Below are 21,874 nucleotides of genomic sequence, written 5' to 3' on the forward strand. Positions count from 1 at the left end.
CAGGACAGCAGGGCGAAGGACGGGGCGCCGACGCAGCCCCCGGTCGAGATGGTGACCCTCACCATCGACGACGTCGAGGTCAGCGTTCCTAAGGGCACCTTGGTGATTCGGGCCGCCGAGTTGATCGGCGTCGAGATTCCACGGTTCTGCGACCACCCGCTTCTTGACCCCGTCGGTGCGTGCAGGCAATGCCTGGTCGAGGTCGAAGGGCAGCGAAAGCCGATGGCGTCGTGCACGATCACGTGCACACCCGACATGGTGGTCCGCACCCAGTTCACCTCCGAGGTCGCCGACAAGGCGCAGGAGGGGATCATGGAGTTCCTGCTGATCAACCATCCCCTGGACTGCCCGGTGTGCGACAAGGGCGGCGAATGCCCGCTGCAGAACCAGGCCATGTCGGCCGGCCGCCCGGAAACCCGGTTCGAGGACGTCAAGCGGACCTTCCCCAAGCCGATCAACGTCTCCTCGCAGGTGCTGTTGGACCGTGAGCGCTGCATCATGTGCGCTCGCTGCACCCGGTTCTCCGAACAGATCGCCGGTGACCCGTTCATCGATCTGCTGGAACGCGGTGCACAGCAACAGGTCGGCATCGCACCGGGCGAACCGTTCGAATCGTATTTCTCCGGAAACACCGTCCAGATCTGCCCGGTCGGCGCGCTCACCGGCGCGGCGTACCGGTTCCGGGCCCGGCCGTTCGACCTGGTGTCCAGCCCCAGCGTGTGCGAGCACTGCGCGTCCGGATGTGCCCAGCGCACCGATCACCGGCGCGGAAAAGTGATGCGCCGCTTGGCCGGAGACGATCCACAGGTCAACGAGGAATGGAACTGCGACAAGGGGCGCTGGGCATTCACCTACGCCACCCAGGGTGATCGCATCACCAGCCCCTTGATCCGCGGCGAGGACGGCGAGCTACGGCCGGCGTCCTGGGCGGAGTCGCTCGCGGTGGCCGGTGCGCGCCTGGCGAAGGCCAACGGCCGCACGGGCCTGCTCGTGGGCGGAAGGGTGTCGGTGGAGGACGCCTACGCCTACGCCAAGTTCGCCCGGATCGCGCTGGACACCAACGACATCGACTTCCGCGCCCGCCCGCACAGCGCTGAGGAAACCGATTTCCTCGCCAGCCACGTCGCCGGCCATCCGATGACGGTCACCTACACCGACCTGGAGAACGCGCCCGCGGTGCTGCTCGTCGGGTTCGAACCCGAAGAGGAATCGCCGATCGTCTTCCTGCGGCTGCGCAAGGCCGCCCGCAAGAAGGGGCTGCAGGTGATCGGCGTCGCCCCGTTAGCCACCCGCGCCCTGACCAAGCTGCGCGGACGTCTCGTCAGGACGGCGCCGGGCGGCGAGGCCGCCGCGCTTGACGGGCTGGTCGACGACGAACAGCTGAAGCGGCCGGGAGCGATCATCCTCGCCGGCGAACGACTGGCCACCTCGCCCGGAGCCCTTTCCGCCGTAGGCAGATTGGCGGCACAGACCGGTGCCCGCCTGGCGTGGGTACCGCGACGCGCCGGCGAGCGGGGCGCCGCCGAGGCCGGTGCGCTGCCGAACCTGTTGCCCGGTGGCCGGCCGGTCGACGATGCGACCGCGCGTGCGCAGACCGCCGCGGCGTGGCATGTCGACGAGCTACCCAGCACACCGGGCCGTGACACCTCGGCGATTCTGGAAGCCGCCCGCAGCGGAGACTTGGACGCCCTGCTGGTCGGCGGTGTGGAACTCGCCGACCTGCCCGATCCCGACGCCGCACTGGCCGCGCTCGAAGCCGCCCCGTTCGTGGTGAGCCTCGAGCTTCGGGAAAGCGCGGTCACCGCGGTCGCCGATGTGGTCTTCCCCGTCGCACCCGTGGTGGAAAGGGGCGGCTCGTACATGAACTGGGAGGGACGGCTCCGCCCGTTCGAGCCCTCGTTGGAGACCAACGCCATTCCCGATTCTCGGGTGCTGAACTATCTGGCCGACGAACTCGGGGTCTCGTTGAACATGGCCGACCCGGGGATCGGCCGCGACGAGATGATCCGGTTGGGGGTCTGGGAGGGACCGCGACCCGCCGCACCGCAGGTGCCGGCCGCGGCGCCGACCGTGCCGGGCCCGGGTCAGGCGGTGCTGGCGAGCTGGCGTCTGCTGCTGGACGCGGGACGCCTGCAGGACGGCGAACCGCACCTGGCGGGTACCGCGCGTGACCCGATCGCGCGGCTCTCGGCGGCGACAGCCGCCGAGATCGGGGCCGCCGAAGGTGATTCGGTGACGGTTCGTACCGATCGCGGAGCCATCACGCTGCCACTGGTGATCACCGACATGGACGATCGCGTGGTCTGGCTGCCGTTGAACTCTCCGGGCTCCGCGGTACACCAGAGCCTGGGAGTGACGGCGGGAGCCGTGGTTTCGATAGAACGGGCAGAACAATGATCCATCCGGATCCGACGCTGTTCGGGCATGACCCGTTGTGGCTGATCATCGGGAAGGCGGTCGCGATCTTCGCGTTCCTGATGTTGACCGTCCTCGCGGCGATCCTCATCGAACGTAAGCTGTTGGGCCGCATGCAGATGCGGTTCGGCCCGAACCGAGTCGGGCCAGGCGGGCTCCTGCAGTCGCTGGTCGACGGCGTCAAGCTGGCGCTCAAAGAGGGCCTGATCCCCGCCGGCGCCGACAAGTTCATCTACCTGGCGGCGCCGGTGATCGCAGCGATCCCGGCGTTCATCGCGTTCGCGGTGATCCCGATGGGCGGCGAGGTGTCGATATTCGGGCACCGCACCGCGCTTCAGCTCACGGACATGCCCGTCGCGGTGCTCTACATCCTCGCCGCCACCTCGATCGGCGTGTACGGGATCGTGTTGGCCGGCTGGGCATCCGGTTCCACTTACCCGTTGCTGGGCGGGCTGCGTTCCACCGCACAGGTGATCTCGTACGAGATCGCGATGGGGCTGTCTTTCGTCGCGGTGTTCATCTACGCCGGCACGATGTCGACGTCGGGCATCATTGCCGCCCAGGACGGAACCTGGTTCATCTTCCTGCTGCTGCCGTCGTTCGTCATCTACGTGACGTCGATGGTCGGGGAGACCAACCGGGCGCCCTTCGACCTGCCCGAGGCCGAAGGTGAACTGGTCGGCGGATTCCACACCGAGTACTCGTCGATCAAGTTCGCGATGTTCATGCTCGCCGAGTACGTCAACATGACGACCGTGTCGGCGCTGGCCACCACGCTGTTCCTCGGCGGCTGGCACGCCCCGTGGCCGATCAACATGTGGGACGGCGCCAACACCGGTTGGTGGCCGCTGCTGTGGTTCACCCTCAAGGTGTGGGGCTTCTTGTTCCTGTACTTCTGGCTACGCGCCACGCTGCCGCGGATGCGTTACGACCAGTTCATGGCGATGGGCTGGAAGGTGCTGATCCCCATCTCGCTGGCATGGATCATGATCGTCGCCGTCGCCCGCGGTCTGCGCAACCAGGGTGTCGACGAGATGGCGACAGTGCTGTTCTCCGCGGGCGCGATCATCGCCCTGCTGATCCTCATCGCGCTGTGGCGATCTGCCCGAGGCAAGGAAACTCGCAAACCGCCCAGGCAGAAGCTGGATCCGGAAGTCTTCCCCACCCCGCCGCTGCCGACCGCAACCAAGGAGCGAGCCGATGCGTAAGTTCTTCGAGGCGATAGCGGGTTTCGCGGTCACGTTCGGGACCATGTTCAAAAAGCCCATCACCCAGGAGTATCCGGAGAAGCCGGGCCGAGTCGCACCCCGCTATCACGGCCGACACCAACTCAACCGCTACCCCGACGGGCTGGAGAAGTGCATCGGTTGCGAGCTGTGCGCATGGGCATGTCCGGCCGACGCCATCTACGTCGAGGGCGCCGACAACACCGACGAGGAACGGTACTCGCCGGGCGAACGTTACGGCCGCGTCTACCAGATCAACTACCTGCGCTGCATCGGTTGCGGCTACTGCGTCGAGGCCTGCCCGACCCGCGCGCTGACGATGACCAACGACTACGAGATGGCCGACGACAACCGCACCGACCTGATCCTCGGCAAGGACAAGCTGCTGGCCCCACTCGAGCCGGGGATGCTGCCGCCGCCGCACCCGATGGCCGAGGGCAGCACCGATGAGGACTACTACCTCGGGAACATCAAGCCCATCACCGAGGACATCCGATGACGCTCGAGCTGGTCGCCGCGATGGCCGCCGACACCGCCGGCCGCACGACAACCACCGAAGCGGTGCTGTTCTGGGTGCTCGGCGCTGTCGCGTTGATCGGCGCCCTGGGCGTGGTGGTCGCGCCCAAGGCGGTGTACTCCGCGATGTTCCTGGCGATGACGATGATCGTGCTGGCGATTTTCTACATCGCGCAGGACGCGCTGTTTCTCGGCGTCGTGCAGGTGGTGGTCTACACCGGCGCCGTGATGATGCTGTTCCTGTTCGTCATGATGCTCATCGGTGTCGACTCCTCGGAATCCCTGGTGGAAACCATTCGCGGACAACGTATCGCCGCGATCGTGTTCGGTATCGGCTTCGGCATCCTGATGATCGCCGGAATCGGCAACGTCTCGGCAGGCGGGTTCGTCGGGTTGGGGCAGGCCAACGCCGGTGGCAACGTCGAGGGGTTGGCGGCGTTGATCTTCATCCGCTACCTGTGGGCGTTCGAGTTGACCAGCGCACTGCTCATCACCGCGGCCCTGGGTGCCATGGTGCTGGCGCACCGGGAACGGTTCGCGCGCCGCAAGACCCAGCGTGAACTGGCCGAGGAGCGGTTCGAGCCGGGCGGCTATCCGACCACGCTGCCCAATCCCGGTGTCTACGCGCGTTATAACGCCGTCGACGTCCCCGCACGCCTGCCCGACGGGTCAGATTCCGAACTGTCGGTCAGCCCCATCCTGAAGAAGCGGTCCGTCACCTCGGCCAACGGTGGGAACAACGACACATGAACCCAGACAACTACCTGTACCTGTCGGCGCTGTTGTTCACGATCGGCGCCAGCGGTGTGCTGCTGCGCCGCAACGCCATCGTCATGTTCATGTCCGTCGAGTTGATGCTCAACGCCGCCAACCTGGCCCTGGTCGCGTTCTCGCGGATGCACGGCCAACTGGACGGCCAGGTGGTGGCGTTCTTCACCATGGTCGTCGCCGCATGCGAGGTGGTGGTTGGCCTCGCGATCATCATGACCATCTTCCGCACGCGCCGCTCGGCTTCCGTCGACGACGCCAATCTGCTGAAACACTAAGGGCACGATGACAACTCCGGTGTGGCTTACGATCGCCCTTCCGTTGGTGGGTGCCGCGATACTTCTGCTCGGCGGCCGACGCACCGACACCTGGGGCCATCTGTTGGGTTGTGCGGCGTCGATCGCGTCGTTCGTGGTCGGGGCGGTGCTGTTCACCGACATGCTCGGCCGCGACGCCGAACACCGCACGATCCACGAGAACCTGTTCTCCTGGGTCCCGGTGGCCGAGCTGCAGGTCGACTTCGGGCTGCAACTCGATCAACTCTCGATGTGCTTCGTGCTGTTGATCACCGGCGTCGGCTCACTGATCCACGTCTACTCGATCGGCTACATGGCCGAAGATCCCGATCGCCGACGGTTCTTCGCCTACCTGAACCTGTTTCTCGCGGCGATGCTGCTGCTGGTGCTCGCCGACAACTATCTCGGCCTCTACGTCGGATGGGAAGGCGTCGGTCTGGCGTCGTACCTGCTGATCGGTTTCTGGGCGCACAAACCCTCGGCGGCCACCGCGGCCAAGAAGGCATTCGTGGTCAACCGCGTTGGCGACATGGGGCTGGCCATCGCGATTTTCGCGATGTTCGCCAACATCGGCTCGATCTCCTACGAGGGCGTCTTCGCCGCAGCACCCCAGCTGAGCGATGGCGCCCTGACATTCATCGGCTTGCTGCTGCTGCTGGGAGCGTGCGCCAAGTCCGCGCAGGTGCCGCTGCAGTCCTGGCTCGGTGACGCGATGGAAGGCCCGACCCCGGTGTCGGCACTCATCCACGCCGCCACGATGGTGACGGCGGGTGTCTACCTGATCGTGCGCTCCGGGCCGGTGTTCGAGCTCTCCCCGACCGCGCAACTGGCCGTCGTCATCGTCGGCGCGGTCACCTTGATGTTCGGCGCGATCATCGGCTGCGCGAAGGACGACATCAAGAAAGCACTTGCGGCGTCGACGATGTCGCAGATCGGCTACATGGTGCTGGCCGCCGGCCTCGGCCCGGTCGGGTACGCGTTCGCGATCATGCACCTGCTGACCCACGGCTTCTTCAAGGCCGGGCTGTTCCTCGGCGCCGGGTCGGTGATGCACGCGATGAACGACGAGGTCGACATGCGCCGCTACGGCGGGCTGCGCAAGGCGCTGCCCATCACGTTCGCCACGTTCGGGCTCGGCTACCTCGCGATCATCGGTGTGCCGCCGCTGGCCGGCTTCTTCTCCAAGGACGGGATCATCGAAGCCGCGCTCGGCGCCGGCGGTGTCAAGGGTCCGATCCTCGGCGCCACCGCGATCCTCGGTGCGGGCATCACCGCGTTCTACATGACACGGGTGATGCTGATGACGTTCTTCGGTGAGAAGCGGTGGGCGCCCGAGGCGCACCCGCACGAGTCGCCGAAGGTGATGACCTGGCCGATGATCCTGCTGGCCGTCGGCTCGGTCGGGTCCGGCGCGGCGTTCGCGATCAACGGCACGCTCGAGCGCTGGCTGGAACCCGTTGTCGGAGCACACGAAGTGCACCACGTCGCGCCGGTATGGGTGGTCACGACGGTCATCCTCGCCGTGGTGGCGGTCGGCATCGTGATCGCCTACCGCATGTACGGCGTCCGGCCGGTGCCCGAAGAGGCGCCCGCCGGGTCGCTGCTGACCGTCGCGGCCCGCAGCGATCTGGGCGGCGACGCATTCAACGAAGAGGTCTTCATGGTGCCGGGACAGGCGCTCACCAGGGGGCTGGTCAAGATGGATGACGGAGCCATCGAAGGGGTGGCAGGCGGGCTCGCCTCCTTGGTGTCCCGAACCTCAAGGGGCCTGCGGCGACTGCAGACCGGGTTCGCCCGCTCGTATGCGTTGGCGATGCTGGCCGGCGCCGCACTGCTGGCCGGCGCGATCCTGGCGGTGCAGCTATGGTGACCTCGTTTCCCTGGTTGACGGTGCTGTGGGCGGTGCCGATCGTCGGCGCCGCCGTGGTGATCCTGCTACCGAGCGCACAACGGGTGCTGGCCAAGTGGGTGGCGCTGGTGGTCTCGCTCGTGGTGCTGGTCATCACTGTGTTCCTCGCGCTGCGCTTCGATCCCGGCGGCGAGCGGTACCAGTTCGTCGAATCCCACCGCTGGATACCGTCGTTCGGTACCGGATACATCCTGGGCCTGGACGGCATCGCGTTGGCGATCGTCGCACTGGCCGCGGTGCTGGTGCCGTTGCTGCTGATCGCCGGCTGGAACGACGTCAGCGATCACGCCGCATGGGGCGGCCGCTCCACGCACGCCTATTTCGCGTTGACGCTGGCCGTCGAGGGCATGGTGATCATGTCGCTCGTCTCGCTGGACGTGCTGCTGTTCTACGTGTTCTTCGAGGCGATGCTGATCCCGATGTACTTCCTCATCGGCGGCTTCGGCGGTGAGAACCGATCCAGGGCAGCCGTGAAGTTCTTGCTGTACAACCTTTTCGGCGGGCTGATCATGCTCGCGGCGGTGATCGGGTTGTACGTGGTCACCGCGCAGAGCGACGCGTTCGCCGCAGGCACGTTCGACTTCCGCGAGATCGTGGCCGCGGTGTCGAGCGGCGAATTCGTCGGCGACCCGGCCGTGATGAACCTGCTGTTCCTCGGGTTCATGTTCGCGTTCGCGATCAAGGCGCCGCTGTGGCCGTTCCACCGGTGGCTGCCCGACGCCGCCGTGGAGGCCACGCCCGCCAGCGCTGTGCTGATGATGGCCGTCATGGACAAGGTCGGTACGTTCGGCATGCTGCGGTACTGCCTGCAGTTGTTCCCGGAGTCCTCAACGGTTTTCCGACCGCTGATCATCACGCTCGCGGCAATCGGCGTCGTCTACGGCGCGATCGTGGCGATCGGCCAGAGCGACGTGATGCGGCTGATCGCCTACACGTCGATATCGCACTTCGGGTTCATCATCCTCGGCATCTTCGTGATGACCAGCCAGGGCCAGTCGGGTTCCACGCTGTACATGATCAACCACGGCCTTTCGACCGCCGCGCTGTTCTTGATCGCCGGATTCCTGGTGTCGCGCAGGGGCACTCGCCTGATCAACGCCTACGGCGGGGTGCAGAAGGTGGCGCCGGTGCTGGCGGGCACCTTCCTGGTGGCGGGGTTGGCCACTTTGTCGCTGCCCGGGCTCGCGCCGTTCATCAGCGAATTCCTGGTCCTGATCGGCACGTTCGCCCGCTACCCCGCGCTCGCGGTGTTCGCCTCGTCGGCGCTGGTGCTGTCCGCCATCTACATTCTGTGGACCTATCAGCGGATGATGACCGGGCCGGTGCCCGACGAGTTCATGGAGGGCAAGGACCGGCTGCGCGACCTGGTGCCGCGCGAGATCCTCGTCGTCACACCGCTCATCGCGCTGCTGCTGGTGTTGGGGGTCTATCCCAAACCCGCACTGGACGTGATCAACCCAGCGGTCACCCACACCCTGACCACCATCGATCAGCCTGATCCGGTACCCCAGATCGCGGAAGGGCCGACGCCATGACCCTCTCCCCGCCGGTCGTCGAATACGACCTGGTCTCCCCGATGCTCATCGTGTTCGGGGTGGCCATCGCCGGTGTCCTCATCGAAGCGTTGCTGCCGCGGCAGCGTCGGTACGCCATCCAACTCGCGCTCAGCCTCGGCGGCCTGATCGCCGCGCTGGTGGCGGTGGTGCTGGTCGCCCGCGACATCGGTGGCAGCGCCGGTCGGTCCGCGGTGATGGGCGCCGTCGTCATCGACGCGCCGGCCCTGTTCCTGCAGGGCACCATTCTGCTCGTCGGCGTGCTGGGCATCCTGGTGATCGCCGAACGCCGCCTCCCCGCGCTGGCCAACGCCGACAGCGACGGCCGCGGCCTGGACGGCTTCACACCGCAGGCATCCGCGGTGCCGGGCAGCGTCGCCGAGAAGCTGGCCACGAAGGCCGGTGTCATCCAGACCGAAGTGTTCCCGCTGACGATGTTCGCCATCGGCGGCATGCTGCTCTTCCCCGCGGCCGACGACCTGCTGAGCCTGTTCGTCGCGCTGGAAGTGCTCTCGCTGCCGCTGTACCTGTTGTGCGGGTTGGCTCGGCGTCGTCGCCTGCTGTCGCAGGAAGCGGCGCTGAAATACTTCCTGCTGGGCGCATTTTCGTCGGCGTTCTTCGTCTACGGCGTCGCGATGCTGTACGGCTACGCGGGCACGCTGGACCTGCGCGGCATCGCGGCGGTGGCCGAGGCCGGGACGGGCAAGACCTCGCTGGCGCTCATCGGCCTCGCCCTGGTGCTGGTCGGCGTGCTGTTCAAGATCGGTGCGGTGCCGTTCCATTCCTGGGTTCCCGACGTCTACCAGGGCGCGCCCACCCCGGTAACCGCGTTCATGGCCGCGGCCACCAAGATCGCCGCGTTCGGCGTGATGCTGCGGATCTTCTACGTCGCGTTCCCGCAACTGCACGAGTACTGGCGCCCAGCGCTGTGGGCGGTGGCGATCCTCACCATGGTGGTGGCGACGGTGGCCGCGATCACCCAGGCCGACGTCAAACGCATGCTGGCGTATTCGGCGGTGTCCCACACCGGTTTCATCCTCACCGGCGTGATCGCGGGCAACGAGGCCGGGGTGTCGTCGACGTTGTTCTACTTGTTCGCCTACGGTTTCAACACCGTCGGGGCGTTCGTCGTGGCGGGGCTGGTCCGCAACTCCGCCGACGAGGAGGACACCGCGATGGCCCGGTGGGCGGGCCTGGGCCGGCGTCATCCCGCTGTGGCGGTGGTGTTTTCGCTGTTTTTGCTCGCGTTCGCCGGTATTCCGCTGACCAGCGGCTTCGTCAGCAAGTTCGCGGTCTTCAAGGCGGCAGCCGAGGGCGGAGCGATGCCGCTGGTCATCGTGGGTGTCGTCGCCAGCGCCGTGGCCGCGTACTTCTACGTCCGGGTCATCGTGTTGATGTTCTTCACCGAACCGCCCGCGGATCCGCCGACGGTGGTGATCCCCAGCGCGTTGAGCACCGCTGTCGTCACGATCACCGCGGCCGTCACCTTCGCGCTCGGCGCGCTGCCGCAACCGCTGCTGGACCTCGCCAACAACGCCGACCAGTTCCTGACGTAGGGCACCGCGGCGCGTCAGGGCAATAGGCCGACCTGGCGGTAGGCGGCGGTCAGGTAGCGTTTCATCTGCCGGAAGTTGGGCGGATTCGGTTGCAGCACTCGGTATGTCACCGCACCCGCGAGCATGTCGACGATGACCTCGAGATCCGCGTCGGGTGCGACGGCGCTGTCGGCCTGAGCGTGCTGCAGCATGGCGATCGCGAGCTCGCGGCGCGGCGCGATGTAGTGCGTCCAGTAGGTCTGCATCAGCACGGGATGGGTGACGGCCGAGCCGTAGATCTGCGCGACCAGCGCCCGGAACTTAGGATCGGCCGCGGTACGGGCGGCCGCGTCGATGTTGCGCCTCACCAGCTGCTGCGGCGGCGTCGCGGCGATCTCCTCGGCGTCCGGCCAGCGGATGTCCGCACCGACCAGGTCCTCGATCGCGTCGGCGACCAACCGCTCCTTCGTCGGCCATCGACGGTAGATCGTCGGCTTGCCCACCCCGGCGCGTTTGGCGACCTGCTCGATGCTCATCGCCGAAATACCCTGCGCGATGAACAATTCCAGCGCCGCTGTCAGGATCGCCGTGTCCAGCGCCGGATCGCGTGGACGACCCCGGGCCGGCGTCGTCGTCACCGTGCGTCTCCCCTGCCCAGCGCCCGGCGCAGCCAGTCGGCCATTTCGTCCCCGGCACTGCCGCGCCAACCCAGGTGCCCGTCTGGCCGGATCAGCATCGCCTCGGCGTCGCCCGTGTCGTCGCAGCGCAGTTCTACCACGTGCTCGCCGAGATGGGCGCGTGCGGTCGCGGTCAGGGCGTCGTCGTCGCGGGACAGCAGCAGCGCCCATCCCTTGCCGAGTTCGGCGTACAACCGGGTCGGTGCGGCGTCGGCGACGCGTCGACAGGCCGTGTCGGCGACTCGGTCACCGGGTCGTGGTTTCTTTGCGCACAAACGCTTTTCGCCGAGCGGCCCGCGTCGGTAACTTACCCACAGCTGTGAGGTTCGGTACGTGACGGAGCGCTGCACCCGCGGCAGGTTGACCAACGGCACGATCACCCTGTCGCGCAGAAATCGGCCGACCGGTCCCTGGGCGATGTTGACCTTGGCGACGGTGCTGGTGTCGCGCAGCACCTCGGTGGCCAGGGGGCGTCGCTCGGCCTGGTAGGTGTCCAGCAGCGCGGTGTCGGCGCGCCCGCCGATTACCAGGGCCAGCTTCCAGGCGAGGTTTTCGACGTCGCCGAGCCCCGTCAGCATGCCCTGGCCACCGAACGGTGCGTGGGTGTGGGCGGCGTCGCCGGCGATCAGCACGCGATCGCGCCGATAGGTGTCGGCGAGCCTTCGATGTACTCGGAACATCGACAGCCACTCGGTGTCGGTGACCCGCACGTCGTGGCCGGTCCGCTCTGGCAGCATGCGTTCCAGCCGGGCCAGAAGCTCGGCATCCGTCGGCTTTTCGGCCGATAGTTCGGGGTCGTAGGCGATGACGCGCCACATGTCGCCCGGCATCGGCATCGCGCCGATCATCCCGTCCGGGTGGATCCAACCGGAGGTGCCCGAGCGATCGAGGTCCCAGTCCAGCCCGACGTCGGCGAGCAGAAAGCGTTCGGAGAGTTTGACTCCGGGAAACCCGATGTCGGCGAGACGGCGCGTCGCGCTGTTCGCGCCGTCACATCCGACCAGCCAGGGGACGCGCGCATCCTCACCGGTACCCAGCGTGGCAATCACACCGGCGTCGTGCTGGCGCAGGTTCACCAGCGGGGTGTTCCACTCGATATTTCCGCCGAGCCCGGCCAGCCGGTCCCGCAGCGCGGCTTCGACTTTGGCCTGCGAGATCACCATCGGCGGTGCGGCGGTGTCCATTCCGGGGTCGCCGAAGTGCAGCCGCATCACGGGCTTGCCGGCGAGGTAGGCGGTGATCCGCATGGCGCGAACCGAGCGCTCGGGCAGGTCGCCGAGCGCGCCGAGCCGATCGAGAACCTCGGAGCCACGAGCGTGCAGGAAGTTGGCCCGTGAGGTCGTCGCCGGTCCGGCCGCCTTGTCGACGACGCGCACGCCGACTCCCTGCGACAGCAGCCCACAGGCCAGCGCCAGCCCGGCGGGCCCCGCGCCCACCACCATCACATCCGGGTGCGCCATCCGACCTCCTTTATTACGAAACGGGTCCGTAACGTATACTAGGGGTTATGCCGGTCGAGGTCCAGCCCGCTACGTTCATGGAATGACCGCCGAACAGCTCGTCCTCGTCACCGACCACGGCCCGGTGCGCATGCTGACCATGAACCGGCCCGCTGCCCGCAACGCTCTGAGTCGCGAGTTGATTCGCGCCCTCTACGAGGCGTTGACGCGGGCCGATGCCGACGACGACGTCCGCGTCGTGGTCCTGACCGGCGCCGACCCTGCGTTCTGTGCCGGCGTGGATCTCAAGGAGGCCCAGCGCGACGGGTTGGCTTACTTCGAGGAGTTCCGGTCGCAGAGTTGTATCGCCGCGACCGCCAACATGCGCACCCCGATCATCGCCGCGATCAACGGCGCGACGTTCACCGGCGGCCTGGAGATGGCCCTCGGCTGCGACTTCCTCGTCGCGTCCGAGCGGGCGGTGTTCGCCGACACCCACGCCCGGGTCGGCATCCTGCCCGGCGGCGGGATGACGGCGCGGCTACCCCAGGTGGTCGGTTCGGCGATGGCGCGGCGGTTGTCGATGACCGGCGAGGTGATCGATGCGGCGCGCGCCGAGCGCATCGGGTTGGTGACCGAGGTCGTCGATCACGATCGCCTGCTGGACCGTGCTGTCGAGCTCGCGGCTCAGATCGCCGAGGTGCCCGGTCCGATCATGCGCGGGCTCAAGGAGATCTACACGACCGGGGCGGCGGCGGTCATCGACCCCGCGTTGGGCGCCGAGGAGCGGATCGCGTTCGCTCAGCATCGCGACTTCGAGGGGTTGGGCGATCAGTTCCGCGCGGTGAGCGAGCGCAACAAGCGGCAGATCGAGCGCTGAGTTCGACGGTGAGCGTGCGTAAACTCGCGCTCGAGCCCGGCGTGTCGCCCTCAGACCCGCACGCTCGCGGTCAAGCCGGGGGGCGCTTGAGGATGAAGCCGACCGTGGGAGCGCCACCGAAATCAGGGTGTGGCGGGGTGGCCATTTCCACCTGCTTGCGGGCCTGCTCGAGCACGGGTGTGTCGGGGTCGAGCACGCGCAGGTAGTTCTCGTGTGCGGCCAGCGAGGCGACGGCGTGGTCAAGGTAGCCGTCGACGGATTCGCCGTGGGTCATCTCCGGTCCGTTCTCGAACAGCCAGCGCGGCGGATCGGAAAGCGAATCGTATGCCTGCGCAACGGCTTTCGCGAACTCGATGTGATCGCGCTGGTTCGGGGCGCCCGGCCCCCACTCCGGGCCGCTGTAGATGGTGACCACCACGTCGGGTTTGACGCGGGTGATCGTGTCGACGATCGTGGCGCGCAGCGCCGGGGTGTTGCGGATCTCGCTGTCGGGAGAAGCCCAGAACTCCACCTCCTCGACGCCGACGATCGCCGCGGAGCGCCGCTGCTCGATCTCGCGCAGCGGGCCGGCCTGTTCGGGCATCATCCCGGCGATGCCCTGCTCGCCGCGGGAGGCCAGCGCGTAGTGCACCGTCTTGCCCTGCGACGTCCACTTGGCGACCGCCGCGCCGATGCCGTACTCGGGATCATCGGGGTGCGGCACCAGGACCAGGCAGCTACGCCAATCACGGGGAAACGGCTCGACTGCAGACACCGTCCTATGCCACCACACCGTGGCCCACGATGGCGGTGGTCTGCTCCACCCAGTCCTCGCCGAGGGGCTCATCGGGCTGCAGCAGCACGCGCAGCAGCGCGGCGCCACCGATCACCTCGAGCAGCCGGTCCGGGTCGACGTCGGGTTGCACCTTCCCGCGCTTGACGGCATCGGCCAACCGCATCCGAACCGCGATGAACAGTTCGCTGAACCGTTCCATCACCTTGGCGTTCAGCTCCGCGTCGGCAGCCATGTCGGCGATCAGCCCCGGTAGAGCCGCGCGCACCACAGGGCTGGTGAAGACGTCGCGCGCGGCGGCGATCATCGCGCGGATGTCGGCGGTGATGTCGCCCGGCGGCGTCTCGATCGCGGTGGGAGCGGCCGGAAACGCGGCCTCGTGAACCAGTTCGGCCTTGCTCGACCACCGGCGGTACAACGCGGTCTTCGTCGTTGCCGCCCGCTCGGCGACCGCGGCCATCGTGAGGTTCGAATAGCCGATTTCCACAAGTAGATCCGCGGTGGCGCGCAAGATGGCAGCGTCGATACGCGGATCCCGGGGCCTGCCGGCGCCGGAGGGCTTGTCAACCGATGACGGGTCTGCTTTCATAACGCTACCGACCGTATCGTATTTTGGGCCGACGAAGGAAGGGTTCAGATGGCTACCGAACCGGCTGTCGAAGACGTCAGCCGCCTCGAGCATTCCAGCCGAGACGTCAGCACCTTGCCCGGCGTGATGTCGCGGTGGTTGTCGACCGTGCTGCCGGGCGGCGCCACACCGGAGATCACCGTGGAGAGCGGCATAGACGCCAACGGCATGTCGTCGGAGACCATCATCCTGACCGGTCGTTGGGACGAAGACGGGCAACCCCGGGAACAGAAGTGGGTCGCCCGCATCGCGCCCGCCGCCCAGGACGTTCCGGTGTTCTCGTCCTACCGGATGGATCACCAGTTCGACGTCATCCGGTTGGTCGGCGAGAAGACGGATGTGCCGGTGCCGCCGGTGCGCTGGCTGGAGAACACCGGATCCGTGCTCGGCACACCGTTCTTCCTGATGGACTACGTCGACGGCCGGGTGCCGCCCGACGTCATGCCCTACACCTTCGGCGGCAACTGGCTCTTCGACTCCCCCGCCGAACAGCAACGGGAACTACAGGACGCCACCGTCGACGTGTTGGCCAAACTGCATTCGATCCCCGAGCCGCAGAAGACCTTCGGGTTTCTCGCCGACGGGTCCGACGACGACGCGTTGCGCCAGAACCTGAACTGGTTGAAGTCCTGGTATGAGTTCGCCGTCCCCGACATCGGGCGCTCGGCGCTGGTCGAACAAGCCCTCGACTGGCTGGAAGCCAACTGGCCCGCCGCGGCCGCGGCCCAGGACCCGGTGCTGGTGTGGGGCGACTCGCGCGTCGGCAACGTGCTCTACTCCGGATTCCGGCCCGTGGCCGTACTGGACTGGGAGATGGCCACGCTGGGGCCGCGCGAAATGGACGCCGCCTGGATGATGTTCGCGCACATGGTGTTTCAGGAGTTGGCGGGTCTGGGCGGACTGCCCGGGATGCCCGATTTCATGCGGGAAGAAGACGTCAAGGCCACCTACACCGCACGCACCGGCGTGGAACTCGGTGACCTGCACTGGTTTTACGTCTACTCCGGGGTGATCTGGGCGTGTGTGTTCATGCGGACCAGCGCCCGGCGGGTGCGCTTCGGTGAGATCGAACAACCCGAGGACGTCGAATCGCTGTTCTACCACGGGTCGTTGCTCAAGCGGCTCATAGGAGGAGAGGCCTGATGCTCGGACCGATCGACGAATTCCCCGTCCACCAGATCCCACAGCCGATCGCCTGGCCGGGGTCCTCGGACCGCAACTTCTATGACCGCTCGTACCTCAACGCCCACGACCGCACCGGTGACATCTTCCTGATCACCGGGATCGGCTACTACCCCAACCTCGGGGTGAAGGACGCCTTCGTGCTGATACGTCGGGCCGACGTCCAGACGGCCGTGCATCTGTCCGACGGTATCGACTCCGACCGGCTCAACCAGCACGTGATGGGCTACCGCGTCGAGGTCACCGAACCACTCAACAAGCTGCGGGTGGTGATGGAGGAGACCGAGGGCATCGCCGTCGACCTGACATGGGAGGGGTTGTTCCCCGTCGTGCAGGAACAACGGCATGTGCTGCGCACCGGCACCAGGATCACGCTGGACGCGCAGCGGTTCGCGCAGGTCGGCCGGTGGAGCGGGGTCATCGCGATCGACGGCGAGGAGATCACCGTCGATCCCTCGACGTGGATCGGCACCCGCGACCGCTCGTGGGGCATCCGCCCGATCGGAGAACCCGAGCCTCCTGGGCGCCCGGCAGATCCGCCGTTCGAGGGCATGTGGTGGCTGTATGTGCCGATGGCGTTCGACGACTTCGGGATCGTGCTCATCATCCAGGAGGAGCCCACCGGTTTCCGCAGCCTCAACGACTGCACGCGGGTGTGGCGCGACGGCCGGGTCGAGCAGCTCGGCTGGCCGCGGGTGAAGATCCACTACACCTCCGGCACGCGAATTCCACACGGCGCCACCATCGAAGCCACCACACCCGCGGGCGACCCGGTGCTGTTCGAGGTCGAGTCCAAGCTGGCGGTGCCCATCCACATCGGCGGCGGGTACGGCGGGGATTCGGACTGGCTGCACGGCATGTGGAAGGGCGAGAAGTTCACCGAGCGGCTCACCTACGACATGGCCGACCCGTCGGTCAACGGCCGCAGCATGTTCGGCGTGATCGACCATGTCGGGCGCGCGGTGTGCACGGAAGGCGGCAAGTCGGCAGAAGGGTGGGGGCTGTTCGAGCACGGCGCGCTGGGCCGCCACGACCCGTCGGGCTTCGCCGACTGGTTCACCGTCGCACCGTAATCAGCGATTTCGGCGCGCTGATGGACGCTGACGGGCCATAAGCGCGCCGAAATCGCAGATCAGCTGGCCGTCGCCTGTGGGACGCTGACCCTGCCGAACACCATCGACTCCTCGATCCGGTCGAAGCGGTGATCGATGGCGTCCAGCACGTAGTTGTGCCGCACGTTCCATGGCCGCTCGGTACCCGACTTCGGTAGCGCGTGGGCCGCGCGGTGCACGTAGCCGGCGTTGATGTTCCACGCCGGCTTCTCACCCATCGGGCGCTCACCGAGATGCGGATGGGCGTGCGTGTAGCCGTTCGCGTCCATGTAGGAGATCAGCTTGGCGAACGCGCGGGCGGTCAGGTCGGCGCGCAGCGTCCACGAGGCGTTGATGTAACCGACGCACCAGGCCAGGTTCGGCACATCTTCGAGCATGTGCTCTTTGTAGACGAACCGGTCCTGCGGCTTGAACTCCTCGCCGTCGATGCTCAACGCGACCCCGCCGAGCGCCTGCAGTTGGATGCCCGTCGCGGTGATGATCACGTCGGCGTCGATGCGCTCCCCCGACCGCAGCACGACGCCCTCGGCGTCGATGTGGTCGATGTGGTCGGTCACCACGTCCAGGCGGCCCTCACCGATCACCTTGTAGAAGTCGTAGTCCAGCATCGCGCACAACCGCTGGTCCCACGGGTCGTAGCGGGGGTTGAAGTGCACGTCGACCGGATAGCCTTCCGGCAGGTTCTGGATGGCCTTGCTGCGGATGAAACGCCTGGCGAGCTTCGGCGCCACCCGGGCGAAGCCGTAGACGAAGACCGTGAACAACGTGTTGTAGAAGCGGGCGACGTGGTAGCCGATCCGGCCGGGCAGCACCTTGCGGATCGCCTGCACGACGGGGTTGATCCGCTGGGTCGACAGCATGTAGGTCGGCGAGCGCTGCAGCATGGTGACATGACCGGCCTTCTCGGTCAGCGTCGGGATCATGCTGACCGCCGTTGCGCCGCTGCCGATCACCACGATCCGCTTGCCCTCGTAGTCCAGCGACTCCGGCCAGTGCTGCGGATGCACCACCTCGCCGGAGAACTCGTCGAGCCCGGGGAATTCCGGCTGGTAGGGCTCGTCGTAGTCGTAGTAGCCGGTGCCGAAGAACAGGAACCGCGCCCGAAAGGTCTTGGGCTTGCCCTCCTGCTCGGCCTGCACCGTCCACGTGTCGGTGGTCGAATCCCAATCCGCCGACAGGACATGGGTGTTGAACTGGATGTGCTTGTCGATGCCGTGCTTTTCGGCCGTCTGAACCAGGTAGTCGCGGATGTCGGGACCGTCGGCGACGTTCTCCGGGCGGGTCCACGGCTCGAAGGGGTAGCTCAGCGTGAAAATGTCGCTGTCGGAGCGGATCCCCGGATATCGGTGCAGGTCCCAGGTCCCGCCGATGCGGGCCCGCCGTTCCAGCACGGTGTAGGAGGTGTTCGGGTTCTTCTCCTGCACGCGGTACGCCGCACCGATCCCCGAAATTCCCGCGCCGATGATCAGCACGTCGGAGTAATCAGTCAGCTCGGCGGCGGCCTGTCCCTCGCTCGAGCGCCCATTGCCACTCATCGCAACCTCCCTTGGTCCTGCTGAGTACCAAGATATGTGTCAGCGGCCCAACGCGTCGACGATCTCGGCCAACGCCGAGGTCGCGATGGGTCCGGGCTGGTAGAGGCAGACCCGATCCGATACACCGGCCACGCGGTCGCGGATGTGCGCGGCGATCTGCGCGGGGCTGCCACAGGCGACGATGGTGTGCAGCATCTCGTCGTCGATCAACCCGCCCATCTCCTGCCAGCGGCCCTGCTTGGACAGCGCGTTGAGTTCCGGCTGCAACTCGCCCCAGCCGTGCACCTCCAGGACCGGGCGGTATGCCGGGGTGGACCCGTAGAAGGCCAGCAGCCGGCGCGCCGCCGCGTGGTCGTCGCTGCCCACCGACACGATGATCTCCGGGACGACGGCGAAGTCCTCGGCGCGGCGGCCCGCCACCGCCAGCCCCTCGCGCACCGCCGGCAGCGTCACCTCGTGTAAGAAGCGCTTCGAGCCGAACGGCATCACCAACAGGCCGTCGGCGACTTCGGCGGTGGCTCGGGTCAGCCGCGGACCCAGCGCGCCCAGATAGATCGGCGGCGGGCCGTACGGGTTGGGGCCCGGGTTGAAGGTCGGCGTCATCAGGGTGTGCCGGTAGAACTCCCCGCGAAAGTCCAGCCGCCGCCCGGTGCCCCAGGTGTCGAACACCGCCCGCAGTGCGCCGACCATCTCCTTCATCCGCGCCACCGGCCGGTCGAAGGCGGCGCCGTAGCGCTTCTCGACCTGAGCGCGCACCTGCGTGCCCAGGCCGAGGATGAAGCGCCCCTGTGCGAGCAGCTGCATGTCATTGGCCTGGTGCGCGAGCTGAACGGGGTTGCGCGGGAACGCGATCGCCACATTGGTCATCAGGTCCAGGCCGGGCACCGTGGACGCCAGCGTCAACGGCGCGAACACGTCGTGTGGCCCCTCGAAGGTGAAGACACCGCTGGCTCCGGCCTCACGCAGGGCGGTCGCCCGCTCGATCGCATCCGTTGGGCCGAACAGCGCTGTCATCACCTTCACGGCGTGAGAGCCTAATCGGGTGACTATCCCCGCCCTGCCCGCCGCCACCGATGTGGTGGTGGTCGGCGCCGGGTTCGCGGGGCTGACCGCGGCCCGCGAGCTGACCCGACTCGGGCACGACGTGCTGGTTCTCGAGGGCCGCGACCGCGTCGGAGGCCGGTCGATGACCGCGACGATCGCCGGTGTCCCCGTGGACCTCGGTGCGACGTTCGTCGGCCCGACGCAAGACTCCGTCGTCGCGCTCGCCGAAGAACTCGGCTGCCCGACCGAGCCGACCTACGTGCGCGGCAAGAACCTGATCCACTGGCGCGGCCGGGTGCGGTCGTACCGCAGCACGATTCCCCGGCTGTCGATCATCGAACTGCTCGACGTGTCGCGCATCCAGTGGCGGTTCGACCGCGCCTGCCGCCGGGTGCCGGTCGAGGAACCGTGGGCCTCACCCATCGCCGACATCCTGGACCACAAAACCCTCGACGAGTGGCTGCGCCACGTTCGCGCGAGCGCGTCCACCCGGGACCTGATGGCGATCATGTCGCGGGTGACGTGGGGAGCCGAACCCGACGAAGTCTCGATGTTGCACGCCGCGCGTTACGTCAAGGCCGCGGGCGGTATCGGCCGCATGCTCGACGTCGAGGGCGGCGCCCAGCAGGACCGCTTCCCCGGCGGCACCCAGCAGATCGCGCTGCGGATGGCCGAGGAACTGGGTTCACGGGTGGTGCTGGACGCCGCGGTGCGCCGCATCGAACGCCATCCCGACGGCACGCTGACCGTGAGTTGCGACCGCGGTGACGTCTCGGCGAAAGCCGTCGTCGTGGCTGTCCCGCCCGCGCACCGGGCCGGTATCGAGTTCCTGCCCGATCTTCCGCCCGAGCAGGGCAAGTTGGTGAACCATTGGCCCCAAGGCAATCTCAGCAAAGCCTATGTCGCCTACGAGACGCCGTTCTGGCGGGCCAACGGCTGCTCGGGTGAGGCGCTGTCCGACGAGGGCCCTGTCTTCATCACGTTCGACGTGAGCCCGAGCGACGACGGCCCCGGAATTCTGTTGGGGTTCACCGACGCCCGCACGTTCGACGCGCTGCCCGCCGCGCAACGCCGGGAGCGTGCGGTGGCCGGTTTCACGACGTTGTTCGGCAAGAAGGCCGCCAACCCGATCGATTATCTCGACCACCGTTGGAGCGCAGAGCAATTCGCTCCTGGCGGTCCGACGGCGGCGGTACCGACCGGATCGTGGACAACCTACGGTCCGTGGCTGCGCAAGCCGGTCGACAACATCTTCTGGGCAGGCACCGAAACCGCCGACCAGTGGACCGGGTTCCTCGACGGGGCGGTGCGGTCGGGTCAGCGGGCCGCTGATGAGGTGCACCGCGCGCTGACGCGCTAGGAGGTGACCCGGCGGGCCGGGCGGACCGACTCGACCAGCTGACGCAGGTGTTTGTTGACCTCGTCGGGACGTTCCAGGATCGCGCAGTGCCCGCCGGTCAGCTCGACGTATTGGGCGAGGTTGGGCACCTCCTCGGCGATGCGACGAGCCGAGGTGACCGGCAGCAGCCGATCCTTCTCGCTGCCTATCACCAGCGTCGGCACGACAAGGTTGTTGAGCCCGATGTGCTGCGGACCGAGGTGGTCGACGAGCGTGCGGGCCCAGCCGCCGCGGCCTGCGGGAGGCGTGGAGGCGAACAACTCGTGCACGAACGCCGCGATCGCGGGATCGGCGTCGCGGCCCACCGCCAGCATCGACAGGAAGCGCTGGTTCGGGCCGTAGATGACACGCGGCACCGGCGTCGCGCCGAATGTCTTGAGCAGCGTTCCCGCCGCGCGTACCCGCACGCCCGCAAGCGCCGGGGGCACCGGCAGCAACTGCACGTCGCGCAGCAGGTCACCGGTGGTGGTGTTGATCAGCGCCACCGCGGCCACGCGCTCGGGCACCCGGTCGGGATGACGCTCGGCCCAGGAGGTGATCGCGATGCCGCCCATCGAGTGGCCCGCGACCACCGCGCGTTCGCCGGGGGCCACCGTCGCATCGAGGACCGAGTCGAGGTCGGCAGCGAGGTGGTCGAGGCTGTAGCCGTCATGGCGCGGGGGAACTCCGCTGCGACCGTGGCCGCGGTGGTCGTAGGCGATCACCCGGTAGTCGCGGGACAGATCGGTGATCTGGTGGGCCCACACGCGGATGGCGCAGGTGATGCCGTGTGCGAGCACGATCGGCTGGCCGTGGTCGGGACCGAAGACCTCCGCGTGCAGCCGGGTGCCGTCCGCCGAGCGGACGGTGACCGGCCGTCCCGGCCGTAGTTCGTGGGCGGGGGCGAACGCCGGACCCCGCCTGACGGCGGTTTGACCACGTCTCATCAGCACTCCGATCGAACTCGGCAACGTTGCCGCATAAGTTAGCTTATCTTCCCGTCCGGGTC

The 21,874-nt window shown here is 67.6% G+C and carries 19 protein-coding genes; 12 read left to right on the forward strand and 7 right to left on the reverse strand.

Annotated elements, in window-relative coordinates; genetic code table 11:
• Positions 1–48 precede the first annotated feature (48 nt).
• Genes G6N28_RS03580 through nuoN form a run of 8 tightly spaced genes read left to right on the forward strand, consistent with a single transcriptional unit; the run spans position 49 to position 10,239 of the window.
• Complete coding sequence (locus G6N28_RS03580) at positions 49–2,397, forward strand: NADH-quinone oxidoreductase subunit G (protein ID WP_235674714.1); 2,349 nt, start codon at positions 49–51, stop codon at positions 2,395–2,397.
• The gene (gene nuoH / locus G6N28_RS03585) at positions 2,394–3,623 is read left to right on the forward strand and encodes an NADH-quinone oxidoreductase subunit NuoH (RefSeq protein ID WP_163897077.1); all 1,230 of its coding nucleotides are present in this window, start codon (positions 2,394–2,396) and stop codon (positions 3,621–3,623) included. Before G6N28_RS03580 ends, nuoH begins: the two co-directional genes overlap by 4 nt.
• Positions 3,616–4,140 (forward strand): NADH-quinone oxidoreductase subunit NuoI, encoded by a 525-nt coding sequence (gene nuoI / locus G6N28_RS03590; protein WP_163897078.1) that lies wholly within the window; start codon positions 3,616–3,618, stop codon positions 4,138–4,140. Before nuoH ends, nuoI begins: the two co-directional genes overlap by 8 nt.
• Positions 4,137–4,907, forward strand: coding sequence for an NADH-quinone oxidoreductase subunit J (locus G6N28_RS03595; RefSeq protein ID WP_163897079.1), 771 nt, complete (start codon positions 4,137–4,139; stop codon positions 4,905–4,907). Before nuoI ends, G6N28_RS03595 begins: the two co-directional genes overlap by 4 nt.
• Positions 4,904–5,203 carry an NADH-quinone oxidoreductase subunit NuoK gene (gene nuoK / locus G6N28_RS03600; protein WP_128107902.1) on the forward strand — a complete coding sequence of 100 codons (300 nt, stop codon included), beginning with the start codon at positions 4,904–4,906 and terminating at the stop codon, positions 5,201–5,203. Before G6N28_RS03595 ends, nuoK begins: the two co-directional genes overlap by 4 nt.
• Positions 5,204–5,210: 7 nt before the next feature.
• Positions 5,211–7,091, forward strand: a complete 1,881-nt coding sequence (nuoL, locus tag G6N28_RS03605) for an NADH-quinone oxidoreductase subunit L (RefSeq protein WP_163897080.1) — start codon at positions 5,211–5,213, stop codon at positions 7,089–7,091.
• Entirely contained in the window at positions 7,085–8,665 is a 1,581-nt protein-coding gene (locus G6N28_RS03610; protein ID WP_163897081.1) for an NADH-quinone oxidoreductase subunit M, read from the forward strand. Before nuoL ends, G6N28_RS03610 begins: the two co-directional genes overlap by 7 nt.
• Complete coding sequence (nuoN, locus tag G6N28_RS03615; protein ID WP_163897082.1) at positions 8,662–10,239, forward strand: NADH-quinone oxidoreductase subunit NuoN; 1,578 nt, start codon at positions 8,662–8,664, stop codon at positions 10,237–10,239. The genes G6N28_RS03610 and nuoN overlap by 4 nt, the downstream gene beginning before the upstream one ends.
• A 14-nt stretch (positions 10,240–10,253) precedes the next feature.
• Here the strand turns inward: nuoN and G6N28_RS03620 are convergent, their stop codons facing one another.
• Positions 10,254–10,856: a TetR/AcrR family transcriptional regulator gene (locus G6N28_RS03620; RefSeq protein ID WP_163897083.1), complete on the reverse strand. Its 603-nt coding sequence runs from the start codon at positions 10,854–10,856 to the stop codon at positions 10,254–10,256.
• Complete coding sequence (locus G6N28_RS03625; protein ID WP_163897084.1) at positions 10,853–12,355, reverse strand: FAD-dependent monooxygenase; 1,503 nt, start codon at positions 12,353–12,355, stop codon at positions 10,853–10,855. Before G6N28_RS03625 ends, G6N28_RS03620 begins: the two co-directional genes overlap by 4 nt.
• Before the next feature lie 82 nt (positions 12,356–12,437).
• Here G6N28_RS03625 and G6N28_RS03630 point away from each other — a divergent pair, with 82 nt between their 5' ends.
• Positions 12,438–13,214 (forward strand): enoyl-CoA hydratase, encoded by a 777-nt coding sequence (locus G6N28_RS03630; RefSeq protein WP_163897085.1) that lies wholly within the window; start codon positions 12,438–12,440, stop codon positions 13,212–13,214.
• 70 nt (positions 13,215–13,284) lie between these two features.
• Here G6N28_RS03630 and G6N28_RS03635 read toward each other — a convergent pair whose 3' ends face one another.
• Together G6N28_RS03635 and G6N28_RS03640 are read right to left on the reverse strand one after the other, a co-directional pair.
• A complete protein-coding gene (locus G6N28_RS03635; RefSeq protein WP_235674452.1) occupies positions 13,285–13,968 on the reverse strand; it encodes a PIG-L deacetylase family protein in 684 nt (227 codons plus the stop codon).
• 4 nt (positions 13,969–13,972) lie between these two features.
• On the reverse strand, positions 13,973–14,575 hold the full coding sequence (locus G6N28_RS03640) for a TetR/AcrR family transcriptional regulator (RefSeq protein ID WP_163897087.1): 603 nt from the start codon (positions 14,573–14,575) through the stop codon (positions 13,973–13,975).
• 48 nt (positions 14,576–14,623) lie between these two features.
• Between G6N28_RS03640 and G6N28_RS03645 the strand changes: the two genes are divergently transcribed.
• Both G6N28_RS03645 and G6N28_RS03650 read left to right on the forward strand, forming a co-directional pair.
• Positions 14,624–15,757, forward strand: a complete 1,134-nt coding sequence (locus G6N28_RS03645; RefSeq protein ID WP_163897088.1) for a phosphotransferase family protein — start codon at positions 14,624–14,626, stop codon at positions 15,755–15,757.
• Positions 15,757–16,869: an Rv3169 family protein gene (locus tag G6N28_RS03650; protein WP_163897089.1), complete on the forward strand. Its 1,113-nt coding sequence runs from the start codon at positions 15,757–15,759 to the stop codon at positions 16,867–16,869. Before G6N28_RS03645 ends, G6N28_RS03650 begins: the two co-directional genes overlap by 1 nt.
• Before the next feature lie 59 nt (positions 16,870–16,928).
• On the opposite strand, the gene G6N28_RS03655 is transcribed toward G6N28_RS03650, so the two are convergent.
• Together G6N28_RS03655 and G6N28_RS03660 are read right to left on the reverse strand one after the other, a co-directional pair.
• The gene (locus G6N28_RS03655; protein ID WP_163897090.1) at positions 16,929–18,443 is read right to left on the reverse strand and encodes a flavin-containing monooxygenase; all 1,515 of its coding nucleotides are present in this window, start codon (positions 18,441–18,443) and stop codon (positions 16,929–16,931) included.
• Between the two features lie 39 nt (positions 18,444–18,482).
• Positions 18,483–19,466, reverse strand: coding sequence for a TIGR03617 family F420-dependent LLM class oxidoreductase (locus tag G6N28_RS03660; protein WP_163897091.1), 984 nt, complete (start codon positions 19,464–19,466; stop codon positions 18,483–18,485).
• Between the two features lie 19 nt (positions 19,467–19,485).
• On the opposite strand from G6N28_RS03660, the gene G6N28_RS03665 reads away from it, so the two are divergent.
• Positions 19,486–20,847 (forward strand): flavin monoamine oxidase family protein, encoded by a 1,362-nt coding sequence (locus tag G6N28_RS03665; protein WP_235674453.1) that lies wholly within the window; start codon positions 19,486–19,488, stop codon positions 20,845–20,847.
• Here G6N28_RS03665 and G6N28_RS03670 read toward each other — a convergent pair.
• Positions 20,844–21,812, reverse strand: a complete 969-nt coding sequence (locus G6N28_RS03670; protein ID WP_163897092.1) for an alpha/beta fold hydrolase — start codon at positions 21,810–21,812, stop codon at positions 20,844–20,846. The genes G6N28_RS03665 and G6N28_RS03670 overlap by 4 nt on opposite strands.
• Between the last annotated feature and the right edge of the window lie 62 nt (positions 21,813–21,874).

The organism is Mycolicibacterium pulveris (assembly GCF_010725725.1).
GTDB classification, from domain to species: domain Bacteria; phylum Actinomycetota; class Actinomycetes; order Mycobacteriales; family Mycobacteriaceae; genus Mycobacterium; species Mycobacterium pulveris.